Here is a 24,864-nt window from a genome sequence, read left to right on the forward strand (position 1 = left end):
AGCCATTTTTATTTTCTCCATAAATCTAAAATAACAGGCAAGTGATCGCTGAAGCCGTTGTTATATTTGTATCCTACAAAACTTCTAAATGGTTTTTCGCCATAATAAGTATGATCTTCCTCCAACAAAAAACTAGGCTTAAATAGGCTCATTCCTGTACTTTCACAATACAAACAACCCGTCTTATTTAGCAAGCTTCCCGATACAATAAATTGATCGAGCATTCCCCACTTTCCTTGGTATTTATGACTACCTATCCCCGTTTTATTCAGAAATAAGCCTGCTAAATTATAGAGTTGGTTGTTCTCAAAAGAATCCTTAGGCATAAGCGCTTTTAATACCATCTGTATGGATTTATCGTCTGGATAATCATTAAAATCTCCCATGATTATAATTTTAGCCTTGGAATCACTTTTAAGGATTTCGACTAGTTTACTTTTCAGTAATTCAGCAGCCGATAATCTTTTGTGTTCTGAATCAAACTGACCGCCCCATCGCGAAGGCCAATGATTTACAAATACATGCAGCGTATCATCCGTATGTGTTTTTCCTTTCACATACAGTATTTCACGGGTTGTAGAACTGCATTCACCTTTGTAAACTAATTGCAGAAAGGATGTATCAATGGGTTGAAAGGTTCTTGCCTGATAAATTAAAGCAACGTCAATTCCCCTTCTATCGGGTGATTCACGATGAATAATTTGATATCCTGCATTGTTTAGGTACCCAATTTTAAATAAACCATCCAAAACAAAACGATTCTCAATTTCACAAAGGCCAATTAAATCTGGAAACTCCCATGCTCCCGCTGATAAAATCACTTTCCCTATTTTTTGAGATTTCTTTTGATACTTATCCCATGTCCAACTTCTTTCTCCCTGAGGAAGAAATTCATCATCCAGGGTAAGAGAATCATTAAAACAATCGAATAGGTTCTCCACATTATAAAATAGAACTCGAAAATCGCCCCTTTTATCCTTTTCACTTCCATCAATAATGGATTGTGCGAAGACACTTACTGAAAGTGCTAATAAATACGTTAGAAGAAGAATTGTTCTCTTCATTTTAATTCATTTCAAAATATTCATATGCTCCCATATCCGGAGCAATGTCTTGATCTCTGCGATTAGCATTTAGATCTAACCAATTGTCCTTGTTTAGTTCAATATTTCCTTTGTTAATAGCAGGAGATTCGACTTGCAGTCCAAAATCAAACTCAGTAAGATCAATAAATAAAGGATTTTCATTGAAAATGCAATTTTTAAAAACAGCCGCATAGTCTAGTTGAAAAGTACTTCCTAGTTTTAAGAGTGTATTCTCAACTTCAACTTTCTCTAAAGGCTCCACTTCTAATTCATTAATTCTTCCACTCCAAACAATACTATTACTGATTTTCAGATTGCCTTCTCCTGTTCCTTTATAAAAAATGACAGGATCGGTTCTTGGAGAAAAAGACCATAAATTGTAGAATGTGGATTGATAAATCTCATAGATTGCATCACCTTCCATTCTTAAGCATTCTTGGCCACAATTCGTAACCAATAAATCATGAGCAATGATCGATGCATTCTTGGCTGAAATTCCATTTTGTGAAAAATTTCGAATAAAAGCATAAGATAAATTAACAGGAACACCTGCCATTGTACGATCAAAACTTAAACCATTAATGCCATCTTCCAAAACAAAATGCTCCAACACGGAAGAGGTACTTTCCTCGTAAAAATAGATTCCATCCCACTGTCCCGGAGCATTTTCATACAATTCTTCTAAACGAGTACTGCCAAAATAAACAGGTCGTTCAAAAGTGCCATTCACACTCAATTTCCCTTTAACATGTATACCTGCATCTTTGTAAAAATAGATTTTCGCTCCTTCTTGTATGCTAAGTTCTGTTCCTTCAGTAAGCCAAGTAGGCTTAAGAAGCACATAAGGCCTGTTTCCGGTCCAAATTGCAGACTCAGTAATATCTTCATCAATTAAATGAACATCTTGCGCAAAAGTCTCTAAAGTTATCCTCTGCACATTCCCATTTGCTTCAATAACAATTTGATCTTTTAACAAGCGAGGAGCATCCTCATCTTTTGGGCTTAAACTCACCTCTACAAAAACATACAAACTATCCTTAGCATTCAATTCTATATTCTGAACTAGATTCGATTGTTTACCATTTACATTTATACGATATGGTGTTTCGGTTTTATAAAGATATATACTTGAAATTTTCACCGCTTTTGATGATGGATTATAAATTTTCAACTGTTTGGTTGTGGATTCAAATCCAGTAAACAAAGTATCAAAAGCTACTGTGTCTGTCGAAAATGTAAACTTAAAATGAGGATCTGAAACAAAGTCATCTTCTTTATCACAAGAAAGTATAGAAATTGATATCAAAAAGAAAAAAAGAAGACGTATTGAAAACATGGCTTACTTATTTAAATCAAACTTGAAGATAAAAAAAATCCGGTATTTTATGTGAAAATACCGGATTCATATCTTGTGTAAATTTTCTAAAAGAAAATATAGCTTTTACTATTTCGCTTGTAGCGAGATGTTTTTGTTTTACTAAAATTACGATCTGCAGCTCTTCTTTCTCTCAATCTATTTTCCCTCTTCATCTTGTTAGGAATATCAAAATTAATTCCTAAAGTTATTTCATGAGTTCCATCACTACTATCAGCAATTAAGTTATCGGTATAATGATCGTATGAATAACCGATGTAATATTGATTGTAATTAACACCAACCATTCCAACAATTTGATCGTTTGTTCGATATGATGCAGCCATCCAAAAATGATGAATATATACCTTTGCTGAAATATCGTAATACAAATCTGAATCCATTGTTTTACGAACAATTACCGATGGCTCGATATCTACAAGATCACGCAAGTGAAATGTATAACCTGCTGTTGCATAAAAATGACGTTTCATGATATCATCATCAATATTGTTATCACCCATTTTTACAGATGATTCGAATAAGTGTGCAGCCGATGCACCAATAAAATAATCATCATTGTATAAATAAAGACCAAAATTGGCATCAGGAACGTAAGAAACCTCATCCGGACCAGCCTTTGGATCATTCACTGGAATGTATCTCTTATCGAATTTAAACTGATAAAATACACCTCCCAAACCAAATGAAAGCTTAGTGCCAGTTTGCCCTAATTTCGATCTTGTTAATTGAATGTGATAAGCATATGATAATTCAATTCCTGTTCTGGCTACTTCTCCTGCACGATCATTAAAAAAATATCCTCCCAAACCAACACCTCTTGACTTATTACGACGCGACAAAGGATTTCCTTTCACGTTACAGGTTGTGCATTTGTTACTCATATTTTTATTAAAACTTAAAGCCTGTGTTTCAGGAGCTCCTTCGACTCCAGACCACTGCTGCCTTAAGCTTAATCGCAAAGGTGAGTACATCCTACTTCCCGCCATTGCAGGATTCAGTAAAAACCCATTCTCTACATACTGACTGTAAAGAGGTAGTTGTTGGGCCTTTCCTTGTGTGAATGCAAAAAGTAACATTCCCAGAACAATTATTTTTATTCTCATTCGAATTTTAGGGTCAGTTTTATTAGTAATCAATTAACGAAGAATAGTAACAGTTCCCATTATTGGCTTTTCATCATCAAGCTCTACGGCATAATAATACGAACCAATTGGCAGTGATGTATTGCCATCTGCTCCTGTCCAAGGAGTACCGCGATACTCGTTACCTGTTCCACTAAATTTGTAAACGGCTTTCCCCCATCGATCGTAAATAACGATCTTAAGATATTGCACAAACTCTATTCTTTCTAAATCCCAATAATCATTATAACCATCACTATTTGGTGTAAATGCTTTTGGTATCTTAATTCTTTTCTCAAATAAATACTCCAGATTAATAGTCGAATCTAAAACACATCCATTGGCATCAATAATATTGATATCATAATTTCCTCTAGGAAGACCATCATTATACAATCCAGTATAATCAATGCCATTCCAATTAATCGTGTATGCTTCAACTCCACCTACAACATCTAAACTAATAGCTCCATCATTAGCATCCACTGTCGTTGGCCTTACAGCCTCTATTTCTAATGCAAGTGCTTCCGGTTGATCTAAAACAACACTTGAAGTATCGGAACAACCATGATCATCAATTACTTTCACCTCATATCTACCAATATAAAGCTCAGTCGCCTCTTCCGTCTCCTGACCATCTGACCATTCTATTGTATAAGCAGGGGTTCCTCCACTAATATCAACCGTGGCACTACCTTTATTCTCTCCATAACACAACACATCTGTGAAATTATTCACTTCAGCGATTAATGTATCCGGTTGATTTAAAGTCATTCCTCCGTTAGCTTCGCAACCATTCTTATCAACAATAATGTAATTATAGTCTCCTGTTTCTAAATCATAAATATCTTTAGTGATACTACCATAATTATCCCAATTTACCAAATACGGACCTGTACCATCTTCTATTTCAAGCTTAAGCCATCCATCTTCTAAACCATAACAAGTAGGTTCGTAAAAATCAACAATAGAGGCAATAATTTCTGCTGGCTCTGTAATTTCAAAGTTAACAGTCTCAGATGGGCAACCTCTGCTGTCGGTCAATTTAACTGAATAAGAACCTGCCGCTAGGTTTTGTTGATCTTCTGCGTTTGGATCAACTCCTGCACCGCCCCATAAATAAGTATAACCTGGTGTTCCTCCTTGTGGATGAATATTAATGTATCCATCGTTTAATCCATAACAAGAAATATCTTTTTTCCAGAATTCAGCAACCAATTCTTTTGGTTCTGCAACTGTTACTTGAAGGCTTTGCTCTTCGTAGCCAGGATCTCCAGCGGAATCATATACTGTTACGGTGTACGTTCCGGCTTTCAATCCACTTACATCCTTATCTGTACTTCTAAAATAATGATCACCTGTCCAACTATAAGTTAGGTTAGCGACATCACTCTCACCTAATACGCCAACTTCAATTGCCCCATCAGAACCTCCCGGACAAGTTGTATTGGTTTTTGAAGTTACAAACAATAATAATTTTGTAGGCTCGTGAACTTTTTTCGAATCTTCAATTCTACATTCATTCGCATCCAAAACAACAACTTCGTAAACACCCATTTCTAAACCAGAAATCGAAATATTTCCACTTACGTTTGATGATTCAGAAAAAGAATATCCATTTGGACCTGAAACTAAGAATATATATGGTGCAGTTCCTCCGGTTACATCAGCCGTTAAAGTACCATCACGTTCACCTGCCGCTGAAATATCAACAGTAGCAACTGTTAATCCAAGAGAGTTTGGTTCAATAATAACTTGACTACCCGAAACTGAACATCCATATTCAGAAGTAACAGTATAATCATACGTACCTGGCTCTAAATCTAAAATGTGTTTTGCTGTAGATAAGAAACCTGTACCGTTTGTCCATTCAATCGTATATTCTGCAGATCCAAAATCAATATCTAATTCTATTTCTCCATCGGCAGCATTATTACAACTCACATTTTTTACATTAGCAATACTCACCAATAAAGGATCTGGCGTTAACAACTCATAGGTGGTTGAAACTGTTTGCCCTGCAGAAGTTGCAGTTACAGTATAAGTTCCTGCAGCTAATGTAGAAATTGTTTGCCCAACACCTGAGTATCCCGCAGGACCAGACCAAGTATAAGTAAAGCTTCCGTTTCCTCCAGATGCATTTGCTCTTAATTCTCCAACCGGACTACCAACACAACCTACGGCTTGTAGTTCTTCAATGTAAGTGAAAACCATACCCGGTTCATCAATTATTATTGATTTCTCAACGGTTGAACATCCTGAAGCATCAGTTGCTACAACAGTATAAACACCTCCAGCCAAGTTCTCTATCAAGAAAGAATGATCATCGTAATCATCAGGACTTGTAGAAGTATAACCACCAGGTCCACTTACTGTAAATATATATGGAGCTGTTCCTTCTTGAGTTTCAATAGCAAGAATACCATCATTCACTCCAGCGATTGTTATGTGTTGCTCTACAACCAAACCTAACTGAATGGTATAACCGAGATTTAAATCAACAACATCTTCGGAAGAACAATTATTTTTATCTGTAATTAATAAACTGTAATCTCCAGCGGCAATATTTTCGATATTCTGATCGTAAGATCTAAAATCATTTGGTCCTGACCAACTATAGTTATAACCACTACCTCCACCATAAGGAGTAACTCTGATAATACCATTATTAGAATTTTCACAAGTAGGTAGTACTACATCTTCAACTAGGAAGCCTATTTCACCAGGCTCTGTAACTGTTACATTCGATTCATAAACACATGAATTTGCATCTTCAATTCGCAGTATGTAATCTTTAGGAGTCAAGTTTGGAAAGATTCCTGTGGAACTTTCTACACCATCTAAATAATATTGGTAAGAAGGAGTTCCTTGTTTTGCTTCAATAAATATCTCACCAGAATCTTCACCATTACAATTAGCAGGTTCAATCACCAACTCATTTGGCACTAATTCCAAAGGTTCATTTAACTCATAACTTAATACAGATACACAATTAACCGCATCAGTTACGCTTAGCTCATAAGTACCTCCTGCTAATCCTGTAATATTTGCTGAACTTGCAGTATAGCCAGATGGACCAGTCCATGCATAAGAATAATCAAGAACTCCACCAGTAATATTAGGGGCAAATTGTCCGTTATTATCATTGTAACAAAGCAAATCTGTACCATTCAAATCCATAACAATTTCCGGGTTTGAATTAATCGTCACTAATTCATCTAGAGTTGTACAAGAATTCTCATCTCCAACATGAACTGTATAGTCACCAGAATAAAGACCTGTGATATTTTCACTAGCCTGCAGAACATTATCTAAAAAGTACGAAAGACTTCCTGTACCGCCGGTTGCAGTAATTAAAATTTCTCCTTCTGGAACCGTAAAACAAGTCAGGTCTTTTTTCGTGATATCATCAACCAATAATTCGTACGCGTCGAAAATATTTACGACCGTATCAAACTCGCAATTTTTACCATCCGCTACCGTAATGTTATATTTTCCAGGAGTTAGGTTTAATGCTGTACTTTCCCAAGTCAATTTATTGGTTGAAGTTAAAGGAGTAAAATCAGTTCCCGCTTCATCAACCCAAGTAAATTGATATTCAGGGTACAACTGATTAGTAACCTCAGCAATAATACGACCATTTCCTTCACCGAAACACTTCACATTATTTGCCGTTATTGCCAAAGAAACATTTGATTTTGTTCCTAATACAACCTCTATAATTGATTCAATTTTACACTGTAAACCATCAACAATATTAATTCCATAGTTGACATCAACTTTATAGAAACCTGTTGCATCAACTTCAATAATAGCATTTGTTTCTCCAGTTAATGCTTCATAAGGATCTGTTGTACCATCTGCACTATAATACCATTGGAATGTTGTATTGTTATTAATTGGGAAACGAGTTACGTGATCCAATACAGCAATTTCACTACACCACTCTTCCCTTGGCTGATCAAAACTATCTTCGAACGAAGGTGGATCTATTTCTCCTGTAGGATCAATTTTCTCATAAAATCCTGTGCTGTTGTCATTCTCATAATGATAATTAACAGGATGATCTCCTGCTGTTCCCGATGAACCCGCAATATCAGTTAATGCCGAATTGTAAATCTTTTCAAATAAACCTGATGGTTTATGAATAAATGCCTTATCTCCAGGAATACTTGCTTTTAGAAAAACATATGAACAACGAACACCCTCCATTTTTAAATCATAAATAACAGTAATTGTTTTTCCTGATTCGATTGTATTGTTCTCGTATCCAAGTGTAAATTCAAGGTTGTCGAAAGTATTGTCTCCAAAAATCTGACCTTGTTCCATAAATCGAACTGATCCAAAAGTACCTTTGCCACTACCTAGAATCTTTATTATTCCATTGTTATTGAAATCTACAGAGCCGAAAGTTACATTCGCATCTGTTTCGCAATAAATTCCTCCGCCATTTTCAAAAGTAATTGCAGTAGAACTTGCAATAAAATCCAAACCTCCGTCGGTATTCATTTTCATATTCCATGAATTGTTCGCATCAGAAATTACACTGACTAAAGAACCAGACATATCAAATTTTCGAACTGCATAAAAATCTGCTAATGATAAAGAACTAAACTTACCAATCGTAAAATCATTTCCACCGGTTGTAACAGAACCACTTTCTATATATAAATCTCCCGACGTAATCAGACTTGAATTCCATACCCAAGCTTGATCATCACCGTTAAAAATAACATCTCCATCCATTGATTTATTAGCAAAATCAACCACTTTATCACCAGCTAATCCATCACCTATAAAATCAAAGGTACCTCTCATACTCATTGACATGGTTTCTGTTAAATCCATAAAACCACCTAATTCAAGTCGAGCATCAACAGTAAAATTAGCATCTGGATCAACATCATCATACCAAGTCATGTTATGACATTTGCCATCGGCAAGCAACTCAACTAGTTTACTTCCTAGAAATGAGTTTGCAGTAAAAAACACATCATCGTTCAAAGTAGGTACACAACCTTCTTCACTACCATCAGCAGCACGACTCCAATTTTCGTGATTACCCCAGCTATCGTCATCACCATTTCCAGTCCAATACAAAGCAATCGGAGCAACCACTCCATCTATTGTCCATCCTGCAACATTACCAAGGTCAAATGAATTCGCAGCAGTATAGCTTGCTCCGTTAGAAGCGTCACCAACAATATCTTTTAATTGCAAGAAATTGCCAACAACATCATTAGCTGCTAAAATTGTTGTCTCTTTTCCAGCTCCATCCTTTGATGAATGTAAATATATAGGTGCAAAACAGCTACCTTCTGCTAAAAGGTAATCCATCTCATACGTTTTCCCATTTTGAAATTTAAATTCGAAACCACGGCCTAATTCAACCGTTCCAAATTTATTTTTGCCATTTACAGAGCCATTTTCTTTAAATTGCAAATAATCAACATAAGGTGTAATTCCAGAAAATCCAGAATCTAACTCTCCATCCTTCTCAAAAATTAATTTATTAAATGAAATATTGTGAGTTGTAGCACCTGCAATAAATACCTCCGCATCATCAACAAAAGTAATTGTACTGTTTGTTGATAAAAACTCAAAACCTAAATCTAGGTATGCATCAGCCAAATTAATGTAAATAGATCTTCCTAATACATCCTCCTTACCCGTAATGGTAATATTCGAATTTTGAATGTCTAATCCACGAGTATTGATCCCCTCAGTAGGATCTGTTGAAGTGATACTCTTGCATTCCAAGTCATTACCATCAGTAATCAACTTACCATATCTGATAAAACAATCACCCTCTATTTGCATGTTGTCGAGCAATTTCCATTCTCCACCATTACCATCAAACTCAACGATATTTGGAAACACATAACCAAAGGTATTAATCACCTGTGGTTCGACTGCTCTAAAGTAAAAATCAACCATCGCTGATAAATCAATATCAACAGCAGAATTAAATATTAATGACCCATAGATATAAACACCTGTAATATCAGTCGTTCCCATTTCAAAATTAGGTCTCGCCCCTTCGGAACCAGTCCAATCCATTGTTCTACAGCGGATATCACTTGCCCCTGTATATACAGTTTGTTCCGTATCCGTAAATGATGCAATATCAAAAAACACATTATCCTTAGCTGTCGGCACACAACCATCTGCTACAGTAGCTCCTGATGTTGTAGCCCAATGACTAGGATCATCCCAATTCCCTGTTCCACCAATCCAATACAAATCTGTCCCTGCTGGTTCATCTTCAAACTTCCAACCATCAGCCCCACCTAAATCGATAGAAGCTTTAGCGATAAATACATCCGCTGGCTGCGCTTTTACATTTAAAATATTAACTGAATTTGCAGTGATACTAGTAACTCCTGTTTTGGCTTCAAAAATAGCCTGATCTGCTCTTGATCCTGTAATATCTATAGTTCCTTCACAAGCTCCATTTGCGATTAAATTGCCCAGAATATATTTTTGAGTACTTTCAAACACATAAGTTTTACCTACTGCTAACTGAATACTTTCCACAGCAAAACTTACTTCAGAATCATTTTTCTTTCTAAAATATGTATTGCCATTTAGTACTAAATTATTAAAAGTGATGTCATCTGAAAATGTATCAATATATGCGTTGCCATCAGCGTCTTCAAACGTTACATCGTAAAATGTTACTGGCACAGCTCCTTTAGATATTATTAAATCTCCTCCGGTTGTAAATATAATTTCTGAAGTTCCTGAATTCAATGCAAAACCATCAGGGGAAATCTCAAATCGTTCTAATCTAAACTTTGTAGCTCCTAGAGTTAAAGATCTGGTATTGTCAATACCGAAATTAGAAATGAAACTTCCTGCTTCCATATCTTGATCATTAGAGATTAAATCTCCATTCTCCAATACTATTGTTCCTGTCGTATTCAAAGCGCTATTTAATGTCCAATCTCCAGCATCCCAAGTCCCGTCATCTTTCTGCGTTCCTTCAAAATTCAAATCACTAAGCAAAGTTACTGCACCAGCATCTATTGTCGCTGATGAAATCGATTTAAAATAAAATTCGCCAGAATAAGCAAAATTGGAGCCATCCATTCCTGAAAAATCAGTTGATCCGAAAATGCAAATTGGCTGATCTCCAGTAAAACTCATCAGGTTTGCATTTGTCCAAGTCATATCTAAACATTCGGCTGATTTACCTCTATCAGATATATTAACCTCGTAGCTATTGGTAACATTAGCATCATCAAAAACAACAATATCTTTACGATTTGGCAAACATCCGCCAAGCCAGTTATCTGCTGTAAACCAATCACTATCTGTATTTCCAGTCCAATAAACGGTTCCACCTACTAAATCATTAGGAAAAACCCAACCATCGTATCCTGAAATCCCAATAGATTCGGCGGCAGTAAGTGTACCAATACTTCCAATTACATTTACATCTTCAATTCTTAATCGAATCAAATCGGTTGAAGCAACATCGCATTCGAAGAAAGCAATACCGCCTTCGCCTTTGAAAGTAATGTAATCAGAACATGTTCCGTGAGCAACTAAACCTTCTGCAACCACTATTTTCTGTGTGCTTCCAGCCAAAAATAAGTATTGTTTACCTTTGCTAAATATCAACTTATCAAACTGATGATTACCTGCTATTTTTGCATTCCCGTTAAACAATAAGGATTCAAAACTTGGCTCTGTTACAATTCCTTCATTGGTTAAAAACACTTGGCCATCAGGGTAATTAAACACCACACGACCATAAGTTAAGTAATCAGAAGAGTTATTATAAAATTCAGCAGCATCTTTCGTCAATCGTATTTCTGAATTGGTACTTGTAATGGTAAAATTATTCCCTGCTACATTCCATGCTCTGGAAACGCCATCAGTAATAATAATATCCGAATTAGAAATATCAAGTGTTCGATACAAAGTACTGGTTGAAATAAATTGAGCTGTTGTAAGCTTAAAGCCTGCAGTTACAACATCACCTTCGATTAACTCTACTGTATTTAAAACCGTAAGATCAGTAGCGAATGTCCAATCTCCCGATCCGTTGAAGAATACAGGACCAATTATATCTTTGTTTAAAGCAATGGTATTTGAATTATCTCCACTAAACTGCGTGTCTCCAGAAAAATTCCAGGTACAATTACCTGCTGCAAGAGAACCATAAATCTCCATTCTATTTGTACCCTCAAGAGTTGAGTTATCGTCAATAATAAGATCCTTACATTCTGCAGGGACATCTACATTAACTACAAAAGTAGCTGGTATAATTGCATTGTTATTCCTTGATGGCACACAACCACTGTCCCAGTTTGAAGGGGTTCCCCAATTGCCATCTCCAGCAGTTCCAATCCAGGTATAATCGGCGGAAGAAGGAGCATTAAACGTCCAATTTGTATTGTTCCCACCAAGATTGTATGAGTTGTTTGCTACAAAAGGGATTGCAGTTCCAAGAGCATTAATATTCTGAACTTTTAAATAATTTAGATTTACTGCTGCCGCCGAAATATTTCCTCCAAAAGCATCACCAATCAAATTAACATATGCAAAACACTCTCCAAGTGCAGTAAAAGTTCCCTTTACATTCTGAGTCCCATTATTGATAGAATAGGTATGCCCTGCATTTAGTGTTAAATCATTAAAATCATTTTCACCTTTTAAACTTCCATCTAAATCAAAAGTTACGTCATGAAAAGAAGTAAGTATATTCGAGCTTTCAATTGCACCTTCGTTTCCAGTAAAAACAAGATCGTAAAATTCAATACGCTTTGTTCCTGATATTTGAATTGTGGAATTACTTGAACTAACTACAATCTTGGATGTTCCAGGATATAGGTCTAGGTTATCAGCCTGGAATGAGATGACAGGATTACCGCTTTTTTGAAGGTTAACTGTTGAAGCGTTTAAATACAACTCTCGAGAAACCGAATTTTCTGAAAGAATACTACCACATGTTAATTCAGCCTCAATACTTAAGACTCCTTGATTAAAATAAATGGTATTATCCAAAAGGTCCATTGTGCTGGTTATTCTCCAGCCTCCATTGTTTTCAAAATAGAAATCGCCATTAAAGGTATTTCCTCCAAAATCAATTTCATTCCCTAAGGTGTTAGCTCTAAAATAAAGTGGACGATCCAAATCAATGATCATTTGATCATTGAATTTCACACCACCATAAATAACCAGATAATGCGCAACATTATTATCTGTTTTTAGGGTAGGAACATTCTGCACATCCCCCCAATGCATATTTAAACATCTGGCAACACTTGTAATCGTTACTTCGGCATTAGGATTTGGAAATGAAAACTGATCAAAGTAGACATTATCATCTTTATCCGGCAATAAGGCTAATGGATTCACTTTTCCACCTGGCTGATCACTCCAATGTTGAATATCATTAAAGTTACCTGATCCTCCAATCCAGTAGAAATCACGCGCTTCCGCAGACAAATAAAGAAATTGTAATATTATAATTAATAGTATACTAGTTGTATTCCTTTTCATAACAATTTGTTTTCCAATAAACCGACTTCCTAATTACCTTAGGCAGAAACATATATTCTTAGTGTTAAAGAATCATTTGTTTTGACGAGAGAAAAATAAATAAGTTTCAAATTTGGGGAAAAATTTCAACATATTGATTATTACCCCATATTATTTCGTTCAATAAAGTCCATTTTAGTGAATTAATTAACTTGTGTTCATAATTTAACTAAATTTAAACATCATTACACCTATTAATTTCAGTAGTTTATAAAAAAAATCCCATTCTTGAACAAATTCAAAAATGGGATCAATATCCAAATAGGGATTTTATCATAAAAAATCAATTCGCTCAATATCCTCCCACTCAAAAGTCTGATATTCATCTTCTTTTAAGAACACAAGAACTCCTGCATTTTTATTTGAAACATCCGTTTGATCTCCTAAATATAACCTCTTTCCATTTTTAAGTTCAACAAGACAGTAATTATAAGCCATTGGCTTAATACTTTGAATGTTTCGGAATGGAACTGAAAAATCTAATTCATCATTTAATCCATTCAAAATCTCCGAATCCATAGCCTCATCTAAATCGTAAACAATTGTTCCTTCGTACGATTTGCCATCCTTTGTAAGTAATGTACCGAACAACCTTTTGGTTACCCTAAATTCTTTTTGACAACTTAGCTCATTCTGTGAAAATGGAATCAATTCTAAAGAAAGAAAATGGCTCCATGGGAAATCAATTCGTCCCACATTTGGAATACTTATAATTATACCTCTGTTATCTTTATTAACATCATTTTTTCCTCTTAAATCAAACTTCCGTCCAGAATGCAAACTAACTCTACTACCATTTTCAATTTTCTCGATTTCCTTTATTTTTGAAAAACTGATTGCTAAATCTCCATCTCGACTTCTTCCATCTAATTTATCGGAGCTTAATCGTTCATCATGATCCCACTGAATAAAACCTGTAAATTCACCTTTCGTAGTTATTAACTTCCCATATATAGGCTCTCCAAAATTTTCAATTCCAGATTTTGGAGGAGCTTTAAAATTGACCACATCGATTCTGTTCCAATCAATTTTAAGCAAGCCTAATTCTTGATCAATGATCCAAACCTTGGTTCCAACATCATTCGATCCACCAGTTAAATTAATGAACTTGCCATCGCGCAATTCCAAACTGACAGATTCTGAACCAGTAACAGAGATTGATTTAATATCGCCAAAACGACATGAAAATTTTCTGGCATAATCGCCCTGCAATGAATTACGGTCGCCATCTATTGTTAGCTCAATTCGATCCCAGTATTTTCTCTTTTTCAAATCTTGATTTACACGCTCTCTCGATTTAGGTAAGTATTTCACATATGGATTTTCTTCCTTTTCAGCATTAAAAACATCTGTCAAAAACACTTCTTCGTCATCCCAACGTATGGCACCACGATATACATCACCATCAACGGTAACAATATCACCAAACAAATAACACGGATAGCTTTGACTCTGAGCAATTTTAGAGCCTATTAATAGATATGTAAAAAGAAAAAAGAGTAAAATATTTTTCACTAAATTATCCATACTTCCTGATTTAATTATTATTCCATTCCGCTCGTAAGACGAAGTGAAAGGTCAAAAGTTACAGCAAATATCGATAATAAATTAGGCTATTTTTTACGAAAGAGGACTTGAATGTTTTTGGACGACTCGGCAGGAGTGAAAATTTGTAGCACCTCCCAATGAGAATCATAGTTAGCAATGACTTTTTTTAAATTATAAATCTTATGCAACTTCTCCGTAATTTCATCTGGTTTATCCTTAATCTCTTCAGCAATATCCCAAGCAAAGGATTCTAATCTGAAAAAAATTGATTGGTCGTTATTCGCTAATTTAACTTCTACCTCTGCTACCTGATTATCATCACTTAGTGGAATTGGAACACATATTTCTCTCATGACTTCGAAGTTTAAAATTTTAAAAAGCAGTATTTATTCGTACTTAATGGCTTTTATTGGATCCGATGTAGCAGCCCTAAACGATTGCCATGCAACAGTAAAAAGCCCTATGAATAAGGATACAACTAACGTAACCACAAAAACCCAGATACCTATTGATAGATGATATGGAAAATCACTCAACCATAAACTTAAAGCCCAATATGATATTGGCACTGAAATTAAGTTGGCGATTAAAATCAAGCGGATAAATTCTTTGGTCAACAAATACACTAATTTATTAACGGAGGCTCCCAATACTTTTCGAATACCAAGTTCTTTAGTTCTTTGTTCTGCCATAAATGAAGACAAACCAAACAGACCAAGTGAAGCTATAAGAATACTAATTAGTGAGAATAAAGAAAATATCCACATTAATCTTTCTTCATTCTCATAATTCTCTTTCATTTGGTCTTCTAAAAAGTCATACGAAAAAGACATATTAGGACAAAATTCATCCCATACTTTCTCGATATAAGCAATACTTTCTTTTCTATTTTCTGAATTTATACGCACATACAATACTCTCTTGTGGTTTTGATCATCGGAAACAATCAAACTCATTGGCTCAACAACATCCTTTAGGGATTGATAGTGATAATCCTGAACAACACCAATCACTTCTCCTAACATCACGCCACCTGAGTCTTCTCCTTCTATTTCGACCCCCAATTGAAGTTTTTTTCCAAGTGGTCCTTTCAGCCAATGAAACTTATTAACCGCCGCCTGATTTACGATAAAAGCCGAAGCTGTGTCGGAAATAATCTCGCGATTAAAATCCCGACCTTCCAACACATTCATTCCCATCACATCGAGATAGTCAAAATCAACAACATTAAAATTTAAAGCGTATTGTTGCATTCCCTCGTTACTTTCATACAAATGAACTGTTTTCGATCCACCGAAAATAAGCATTGAACTAGAAGTTGTGACTCCCTTAATATTTGGGTTTTTCTTTAATTCTGTTTTTAAAGCATCTATTCTTGTTCGCAAAACAGAATCTCGCACTACGGCTACAACTACATTTTCTTTCGTAAACCCAACATCCTTATTATTCATATAAACGAGCTGGGACGCTACTATAATTGTACCACTAATCATTATCGTAGATACCGTAAATTGCGAAATCACTAGAAGCTTTCGCAACAAACCATTAGCTCCTTTTGCTCCATTATATCCTTTTAAAATGAAGGCCGGTTGAAAAGAAGATAAATACAATGCCGGATAACTTCCAGATATAATGCCCAAAATAACGGCAAGAATAACATTGAACAAAATTACCTCAGGAGTTGTGAAAACACTCAACACAAGATCCTTATCAACCAACTGATTGAAAAATGGCAAAAGCAGTTCGACACAAATCAATGCTATAATTAAGGCAAAGACAGTTAATGAAATACTTTCAAACATAAACTGTCGAATAATATTTTCACGTTGTGCTCCAACTACTTTACGAATACCAACTTCTTTGGCTCGTTTCGACGACCTAGCAGTCGCCATATTCATATAATTTATACTTGCAATTGAAAGAATAAAAATGGCAATAACCGATAATATATAAATGTATTTTATATTTCCAGTTGGTGCATCCCACTGTAGTTGAGATCTTAGATGAATATCTGCAAGCTTCTGAACAATCAATTTATAATCAACTCCCAACTGATCTCCCAAAGCTTTCATGTATTTATCGTAATAGCCAGGAAATCGCTCTAATAAAATATCAGAATTGGCCTTTTCATTTAAAAGCAGATAGGTATAATTGCTAAATGACCAAAACGATAGTGGTTGTTGACTATTAAATGCCTCAGGTCCCCTAATAGCCTCCAGTGATTTCATGGAGTAAAAAGCATGAAATCTAAAATGACTGTTAGCGGGTAAATTTTTCATTACACCACTTACCGTGTAAGGAGTATTTTCACCTATATGTAAAACTTTACCTATTGGATCTTCATCACCAAAGTATTTGTTTGCCAACGTCTCATTTAAGACTATCGTATATGGTTGTGTTAATGCTTTTTTAGGATCTCCTTTTAACAGCGGGAAACTAAATATTGTGAACACAGATGAATCAGCATAGGATATTCTTTCCTCGTAAAATTCTTTTTCTCCATATTTAAACTGCTGCCTTCCAGACTGACGAAAACGCACAAATCCCTCAACCTCTGGAAATTCTTCAACAAAAGTAGGCCCAAATGGCAAGGCTGATGTTGCAGTTCGATCTCTCTTCCCACTTATGGTAAAATCAGAACCAACACGAACAATACGCTTGTGGTTCACATTGTATTTATCGTATGATAATTCTTCTTGAACAAACAACAATATTAATATCGTACACATTAACCCCACAGACAAACCAACCACATTAATTGCAGTATAAAACTTGTTTCTGGAAAAATTCCGAAAAAGGGTAATGAAGAAATTCTTAACCATTCTTGTTCAATTAAATTAATAAGGATACCTATTCTCTACGAGTCCATCATACGAATATTAATTATTTATAGTTTTTGTCTCATATTCTCGGTAACAATATGTCCATCGAATAATTGAATGATTCTGTGCGAACGATCAGCATCAGAAGGCGAGTGGGTCACCATAACAATCGTAGTTCCTGTTTCGTTCAACTGAGTTAATAAATTCATGACTTCTTCACCATTAGCAGAGTCCAGATTACCAGTTGGTTCATCGGCCAATATAAGTTTTGGATTGGTAATTACAGCTCTGGCGATAGCAGCTCTTTGTTGTTGTCCTCCCGATAATTGTTGTGGAAAATGTTTGGCCCTATGCGCAATCTTCATTCTTTCCAAGACCTCATTAACACGCTTTTTTCGCTCAGAACTGGAAACCTTCATATATAACAATGGTAATTCTATATTTTCATAAATCGTAAGTTCCTCAATCAAGTTGAAACTTTGGAAAACAAAGCCAATATTTTCCTTGCGGAGATTGGTTCTCTGGCGTTCGCTATATCCATCAACTTGTGTTTTATTGAAATAAAGTTCTCCACTTGTTGGATTATCTAACAAGCCAAGAATATTTAGTAATGTTGATTTTCCACAACCTGAAGGGCCCATGATAGCAACAAATTCACCTTCGTTAATTTCCATGTTCACATTATTCAGAGCAGTTGTTTCTACTTCATCTGTTCTGAAAACTTTAACCAAATTTTTAGTATTAATCATAGCTTTATCTTTTATAAAAATTCACTTATTCATATTTTAATATTCTTGCAGGTGCTTTTTGCGCTAAGCTATAAATTTGTCGATATACCGTTAACAAAGTTATTGATAATGAAATTACTCCTGCCAAAATAAAAATTCCAATCCCAATATCTATTCGATACGCAAATCCTTTTAACCACCATTCCATTGCAAAATACGCCAGTACCCATGCAATTACATTTGATAACATCACCCACTTAAAAAATTCCTTCAATAACAAACTAAATACAATATCTATATTTGCTCCAAACACTTTTCGTAGTGCCATTTCTCTTGACTTTCGTTCTGTAACGAAAGACACCAATCCGAATAATCCTAAACTAGATATAATAAATGCAATCAATGTAAAGGATAAAAATATCTTACTCATTCTAGATTCTGCCAAGTAAAAATATTTAAAATCCTCTTCAAGAAATCTGTAAGTAAAAGGAATATCTGGAACCAATTGATCCCATACTCTTCTTATTTTATTTATTATTGGCTGTGCATCATCAGCTATTCGTATGCCAATATATTTGAAAGCATCTGGTTGACGCATCATTATTAATGGCTCAACACCTACTTGTAAACTGTTAAAATTAAAATCTTTTACGATCCCAATCACCTCTCCCGAATATCCCCAAATGGTAACAAATTCACCAATTGTTTGAAGCATATTCATTTTTTGAGCTGCCGACTCATTGATGATAAACTTTAAACTATCCTCTCCATGTATTTTTGAGAAACCTCTTCCTTGAATAACATCCATTTCAAAGGTTTCAATAAAATCGTAATCGACAAAAGACAATTGAAATAATACATCTTCTGAACTAACTAATTTCCCTGGCCATTCAACATCCCAGGTTGAATTGCTAAAATTAACCGGCATTTGATTGGCTGCTGTAATCCACGAAACGCCAGAAATCTTAACCAACTCCTTTTTCAAATCAGCATATACCGATTCAAAATCATCACCCATTTCAATATAAATCAAATCATCTTTATTGTAGCCAATATCTGACTCCTGCAAAAACTTCAATTGCTGATATATAATCCCAGAGCATATAAAGAGTATGATCGACATTGTAAATTGAATTACAACCAAAACTCTTCGCAGACGGGCTGAATCTTTTCTTAATCCACCTCGAACCACCTGAATAGGTATAAAAGAGGACAAAAATAAAGCAGGATAACTTCCTGAAACAATTCCTGTTAGAAATACAACTAGACCAACACTAAACAAAAAATTAAAATCACTAAAGCTCAAACTTAAACTCCTATTGGTCAAGTCACTAAATACAGGCAACAATAACTCAACCAAAACAATTGCTATTCCTAAGGATATAAAAGTAAAGAAGATCGACTCTCCTAAAAATAAACTTATCAGTCCTTTTCTTTGGGCTCCTACAACCTTACGTATCGCAACCTCTTTTGATCTTCTTTCTGATCGAGCTGTTGCCAAATTCATGTAATTAAAACAAGCAATTAGCAGTATTAAAACCGCAACAAACAAAAATACACGAACATACCAAACTCCTCCTACTCGGCTGTCATCAATAGCATGAAGGTGATAATTACTAAATGCTTGCAATGCTAATTCAACATTAGAACTTGGAATTCTAGCTTTGATAAACTTCCTTAATTTCTCAGAAATATCAACTGGCTTTGCATCTTCCCCTAGCCTAATAAAAGTATGAAAAGAATTTGCTTCCCAATCTGATAAATCATACTCCCAAAAATCTTCAAAAAAAGAAAAGGGAATCAAAAAATCAAAACTAATTGATGAATTTGCTGGAGGATTCTGAATAACAGCAGTAACCTCATATCTATATTTTGAATTAACTTCAATTAATTCTCCAATTGGATCTAGATCTCCAAAATATTTGTTCGCCAATTTCTCCGTAAGAACAATTGAATAATCACTCTTTAAAGGATTTTCTTTCTCCCCCTTTATTATTGGGAATGAGAAAATTTTAAAAAAATCAGGATCTACAACCTTACCGCCATTCTCCACAAAACTTTCTCCATCAACAGATAGAATCAATTGTCCCCATGTACTAACCAATCGAGTAGAATAGTTAATCTCTGGAAATGATTTCTTTATTGACTCTGCTAATGGTGAAGGTGTTGAATAAACAGAAAAAACATCGCCATCTGCATAATTTTGATTCTCATAAACACTATAAACTTGATCGATATTCTCATGAAAATCATCAAAGCCCGTTTCGTAATCAACCCATATTAAAATGAGTAAAGTACAAGTTATACCTGTTGCCAAACCTAAAATATTCACCAAAGAATAAACTTTTTGTCGGTACAGACTTCTTAAAACGGTATTCAACAGAATTTTCAGCATTAGCTTATTTTAAGACCAACTTATCAACATCACCATATGATTCATACCCGTTAGCAACAACTTTTTCTCCTGGGGCTAATCCTTCTAAAACTTCATAGTATTTCGGATTTTGATTGCCTAATTTAATTGCTCTTTTGGTTGCAAAACTGCCACTTGGATCAATAACAAATATCCACTGTCCACCAGTACTTTGAAAAAATCCACCACGAGGAATCAATATCGCCTCTCTAGGCTCGCCAAGTTCAATCTTTGTTCGAAAAGTTTGTCCTGTTCGAATACCAGAAGGTAATTCTCCAATAAATTTCATATCAATCTCAAACTGACCACCCCGAACTTCAGGATAAACCTTATATACTATCAAATTATACTCTTTGCCACTAAATTTAAATTTAGCTTTTAATCCCTTACTTAAACGAGCAATGTAAAGCTCATCCACCATGGCATTAATTTTATAATTATCAAGAACATTAACCTGTCCTAATCGCTGACCTCTAGCCTTCGACTCACCTAATTCTGCATTTAGGGAACCTAACTGACCTGTAACAGGAGCTTTAACATTCAAATTCTGAAGTTTTGCACGAACCAACTCAAGATTATTTTCCATATTTCTTAGGTTGGCATCCAAACGTTGAATCTGTATTGTTCTTGCTAAGGAATCTGTTCTTTGTCGCAACAACAGTAGATCCTTTGATTGCTGAAAATATTTAAAATTATCATTAGATTCATCGAATTCTTCCCTAGAAATAAGATCCTTCTCATAAAAAATTTTATTTCTTTTAAAAGCTCTTCTACTTTTAGACAAACTCAATTCAATATCCAACAAACTTCTTTTAATACTCAAACGATCCTGCTGCATACTCAAACGAGTATCTCTTAATCGATTTACTTGTTCGGTAAAAGCTGCTTCCGAATTCAAAATTTGAAGATTTAACTCTGAATTACTTAAACGAAGAATGACATCTCCCTTTTGGACCATACTTCCTTCTTCCAACAAAATCTCCTCAACACGACCACCTTCAATTGCGTCTAAATACACAGTGGTTATCGGATTAACCGTCCCTGTTCTAGCAATATACTCCTGAAAATGATCCGATTGAACTTCTGCGATCGATAACTTATCTCTATCCACTCGTAAGCGAGAACCTGGTTCTCCTAAAAAGGCTGCATATAATATAATTACAGCTAAAACAGCTCCTGCCAAATACCAATTCTTCTTTTGTAAATACCAGGGTTTCTTTTCAATAATTCTATCCATTATTTTTTTGACTTCTTTAATCCTTTTTCAAACACATGCAGAATATAACCACTATCATGCCAAAACACTTTTAACATTGATTAACAATTCATTAAAAAAGTCAAACCTACTGATATACATGACACTGTGAACGAAAACAATACAAACAGTGTACGTATGCGAACATTTTTCTTTTAATTCTGAATTAATAATGATACCTTGAATTCATATTTACACAATATAACCCGAACCGACAAATTAGTTTTCAATTATGGCAAATCAAAAAAACGGAAAAATACTAGCTATAGATGACAATGAAGACATCCTCTTCTCTTTAAAGCTTCTTCTAAAGCAACACGTGGAATTAATCAATACAGAATCTAATCCAGAAATGATTCCAAAACTAATGAAACAGGATCATTACGATGTGATTTTATTAGATATGAATTTTACGAAAGATGCAATTAGTGGACAGGAAGGATATCATTGGCTAAATAAAATATTAGAAATTGATCCACAGGCTGTTGTTTTATTTATTACGGCATATGGTGATATTGAAAAATCAGTCAAAGCAATTAAAGCTGGCGCTACTGATTTCATACTTAAACCATGGCAAAATGAAAAGCTTCTTGCTACAATTTCTTCAGCTATAAAATTACGCAGATCGAAAGATGAAGTTAGCGAATTGAAAACCAAACAAAAGGAATTAAACGCTGTTCTTGATCAACCTTTTAACGATTTTATTGGAACTTCTCCTGAAATGCAGCAAGTGTTCTCTACCATTACTAAGGTTGCGGTTACTGATGCCAATGTTTTAATTCTCGGAGAAAATGGCACAGGAAAAGAACTTGTTGCCAGAGCATTACATCGAAATTCAGCTCGTAAAGATGAAGTTTTTGTAAGCGTTGACTTGGGGTCAATTAATGAAAACTTGTTTGAAAGCGAATTATTTGGCCATGTAAAAGGAGCCTTTACAGATGCAAGAACCGATCGACCAGGAAGATTTGAAATAGCATCTGGCGGAACCTTATTTTTAGATGAGATAGGCAATTTGAGTTTGCCAATGCAGGCAAAACTACTTACCGTATTGGAACGCAGAGAAGTTATTCGCGTAGGATCAAACAAACCAATTCCTATTGATATCCGCTTGATTTGCGCTACTAACATGCAACTAAAACAAATGGCATCTGAAGAAAAATATCGTCAGGATTTACTCTATCGAATCAATACGGTTGAAATTACACTTCCTGCTCTACGAGAGAGATATGAGGATATACCACTGTTGGCAAATCACTTTTTGGAAATCTATTCAAAGAAATACAAAAAAGGAATTAACCCGCTTTCGAAAGGCTGCTTAAATAAATTATACGATTACAGTTGGCCAGGAAATGTAAGGGAACTTCAACACCTGATGGAACGCGCCATAATTATGGCTGATGATCGAAATCTAGACCCTAATGATTTTCAAGTTAGCACCGAAAGAAATGGTCAGGAAGATGTAGAATTCGATTCTTATAATCTTGAAGAAGTTGAAAAAAATATCATTCAAAAAGTTTTAAAAACAAACAAAGGGAATATTTCAAAAGCGGCTGGCGAATTAGGCCTTACTCGAACATCTCTTTATCGCAGATTAGAAAAATATGGTTTATAAAAGCTTCCGTGTCAATTTTATAATAAGAATTATCGTTCTTTCTGCAACGATATTCTTATTGTTTTATCTAGTTGCAAAAAAGAGCTTATACTTTACTGCAAGCTTAACTCTTATTGCCATCGTTTATCAGATAATAGAAATTATTAAATATGTGGAAAAAACCAACCGCTTACTTAAGAATTTCCTTGAATCGATTCGATACTCCGATTTCACACGTAACTTTCAAGTCCAAGGTCTTGGTAGCTCGTTTGACAAACTACAAGAGTCATTTAATGCCGTTATTACTGATTTTCAAAAAATAAGAGCGGAAAAAGAAGAACATTACTTTTACCTGCAGACCGTAATACAGCACATTGGAATTAGTTTAATTGCTTTTCACAAAGATGGAAAAGTAGAGATGATAAACAATGCGTCTAAAAAGCTCTTTCAAGTTAGTAATCTAAAGAAAATACAAGACTTAAGCTCCTTTAGTCAAGAGTTGGTTGACAACCTTTTAAGCCTGAAGCATGGTGAGAATACACTTATCAAAGTCGTCGACAATGAAGACATTCTGAAACTGTCAGTTTATGCTACCGAATTCAAAATCAATAACAGACAAGTTGTTTTGGTTTCAATTAAAAACATCCAATACGAATTGGAAGAACAAGAAATTGAATCATGGCAAAAATTGATTCGAGTATTGACGCATGAAATCATGAACTCCATTACGCCGATCTCATCGCTTTCTACAACGCTTACAACAATCTTAGATGACTTTGGTGCAAACAACACAAACAAGTTCCAAGAAGACGACCTAGAAACATTAAACGAGGTTAAAATGGCTCTTGAAACAATTCACAAAAGAAGTTCAGGTCTTTTGCATTTTGTTGATACCTATCGCAACCTTACCAAAATACCAAAACCTAGCTTTGGCATTTTTCAGGTTCAAAAATTATTCGATAACATTCATCGCTTAATGGCCGAAGAAATAAAAAGAAAAGGCATCGAATGCGATATCAGTATCAATCCAGAGTCTATTGAACTTTCGGCCGACGAACAATTATTAGAGCAGGTACTCATCAATCTTATTAAAAACTCGATACACGCTTTAGAACAAACCGAAAATCCTAAAATAGAGATGAAAGCCTTTATGAATAAAAGAGGGCGGATATCGATTCAAATTAGCGATAATGGGCAAGGGATTATAAAAGAAGTATTAGACAAGGTATTTATCCCATTCTTTACCACCAAACCAAAAGGCTCTGGAATTGGTTTAAGTCTATCAAAACAAATTTTACGATTGCATGGCGGAACAATAACTGCACAATCTGTTCCAAATGAAAAAACTAGTTTTACACTTACATTTTAACA

The 24,864-nt window shown here is 34.9% G+C and carries 12 protein-coding genes; 2 read left to right on the forward strand and 10 right to left on the reverse strand.

Annotated features, from left to right (window positions below; genetic code table 11):
* Positions 1-8 precede the first annotated feature (8 nt).
* The 10 genes from L3049_RS08070 to L3049_RS08115 form a co-directional block, all read right to left on the reverse strand.
* The gene (locus L3049_RS08070; RefSeq protein WP_275109295.1) at positions 9-1,064 is read right to left on the reverse strand and encodes an endonuclease/exonuclease/phosphatase family protein; all 1,056 of its coding nucleotides are present in this window, start codon (positions 1,062-1,064) and stop codon (positions 9-11) included.
* A 1-nt stretch (position 1,065) separates the two neighbouring features.
* Entirely contained in the window at positions 1,066-2,421 is a 1,356-nt protein-coding gene (locus L3049_RS08075; protein WP_275109296.1) for a choice-of-anchor Q domain-containing protein, read from the reverse strand.
* A gap of 86 nt (positions 2,422-2,507) precedes the next feature.
* A complete protein-coding gene (locus L3049_RS08080; RefSeq protein WP_275109297.1) occupies positions 2,508-3,566 on the reverse strand; it encodes a PorP/SprF family type IX secretion system membrane protein in 1,059 nt (352 codons plus the stop codon).
* Between the two features lie 33 nt (positions 3,567-3,599).
* The gene (locus L3049_RS08085) at positions 3,600-13,097 is read right to left on the reverse strand and encodes a T9SS type B sorting domain-containing protein (RefSeq protein ID WP_275109298.1); all 9,498 of its coding nucleotides are present in this window, start codon (positions 13,095-13,097) and stop codon (positions 3,600-3,602) included.
* Between the two features lie 312 nt (positions 13,098-13,409).
* Entirely contained in the window at positions 13,410-14,663 is a 1,254-nt protein-coding gene (locus tag L3049_RS08090) for a hypothetical protein (RefSeq protein ID WP_275109299.1), read from the reverse strand.
* 86 nt (positions 14,664-14,749) lie between these two features.
* The gene (locus L3049_RS08095; RefSeq protein WP_275109300.1) at positions 14,750-15,037 is read right to left on the reverse strand and encodes a hypothetical protein; all 288 of its coding nucleotides are present in this window, start codon (positions 15,035-15,037) and stop codon (positions 14,750-14,752) included.
* A 33-nt stretch (positions 15,038-15,070) separates the two neighbouring features.
* Positions 15,071-17,506 carry an ABC transporter permease gene (locus L3049_RS08100; protein ID WP_275109301.1) on the reverse strand — a complete coding sequence of 812 codons (2,436 nt, stop codon included), beginning with the start codon at positions 17,504-17,506 and terminating at the stop codon, positions 15,071-15,073.
* 65 nt (positions 17,507-17,571) lie between these two features.
* Entirely contained in the window at positions 17,572-18,255 is a 684-nt protein-coding gene (locus L3049_RS08105; RefSeq protein ID WP_275109302.1) for an ABC transporter ATP-binding protein, read from the reverse strand.
* A gap of 25 nt (positions 18,256-18,280) precedes the next feature.
* Complete coding sequence (locus L3049_RS08110; RefSeq protein WP_275109303.1) at positions 18,281-20,629, reverse strand: ABC transporter permease; 2,349 nt, start codon at positions 20,627-20,629, stop codon at positions 18,281-18,283.
* 4 nt (positions 20,630-20,633) lie between these two features.
* Complete coding sequence (locus L3049_RS08115) at positions 20,634-21,884, reverse strand: efflux RND transporter periplasmic adaptor subunit (RefSeq protein ID WP_275109304.1); 1,251 nt, start codon at positions 21,882-21,884, stop codon at positions 20,634-20,636.
* A gap of 250 nt (positions 21,885-22,134) precedes the next feature.
* Between L3049_RS08115 and L3049_RS08120 the strand changes: the two genes are divergently transcribed.
* Complete coding sequence (locus L3049_RS08120) at positions 22,135-23,514, forward strand: sigma-54-dependent transcriptional regulator (protein ID WP_275109305.1); 1,380 nt, start codon at positions 22,135-22,137, stop codon at positions 23,512-23,514.
* Positions 23,504-24,862, forward strand: a complete 1,359-nt coding sequence (locus L3049_RS08125; protein WP_275109306.1) for a sensor histidine kinase — start codon at positions 23,504-23,506, stop codon at positions 24,860-24,862. The genes L3049_RS08120 and L3049_RS08125 overlap by 11 nt, the downstream gene beginning before the upstream one ends.
* Positions 24,863-24,864 lie beyond the last annotated feature (2 nt).

Source organism: Labilibaculum sp. DW002 (assembly GCF_029029525.1).
Lineage (GTDB): Bacteria > Bacteroidota > Bacteroidia > Bacteroidales > Marinifilaceae > Paralabilibaculum > Paralabilibaculum antarcticum.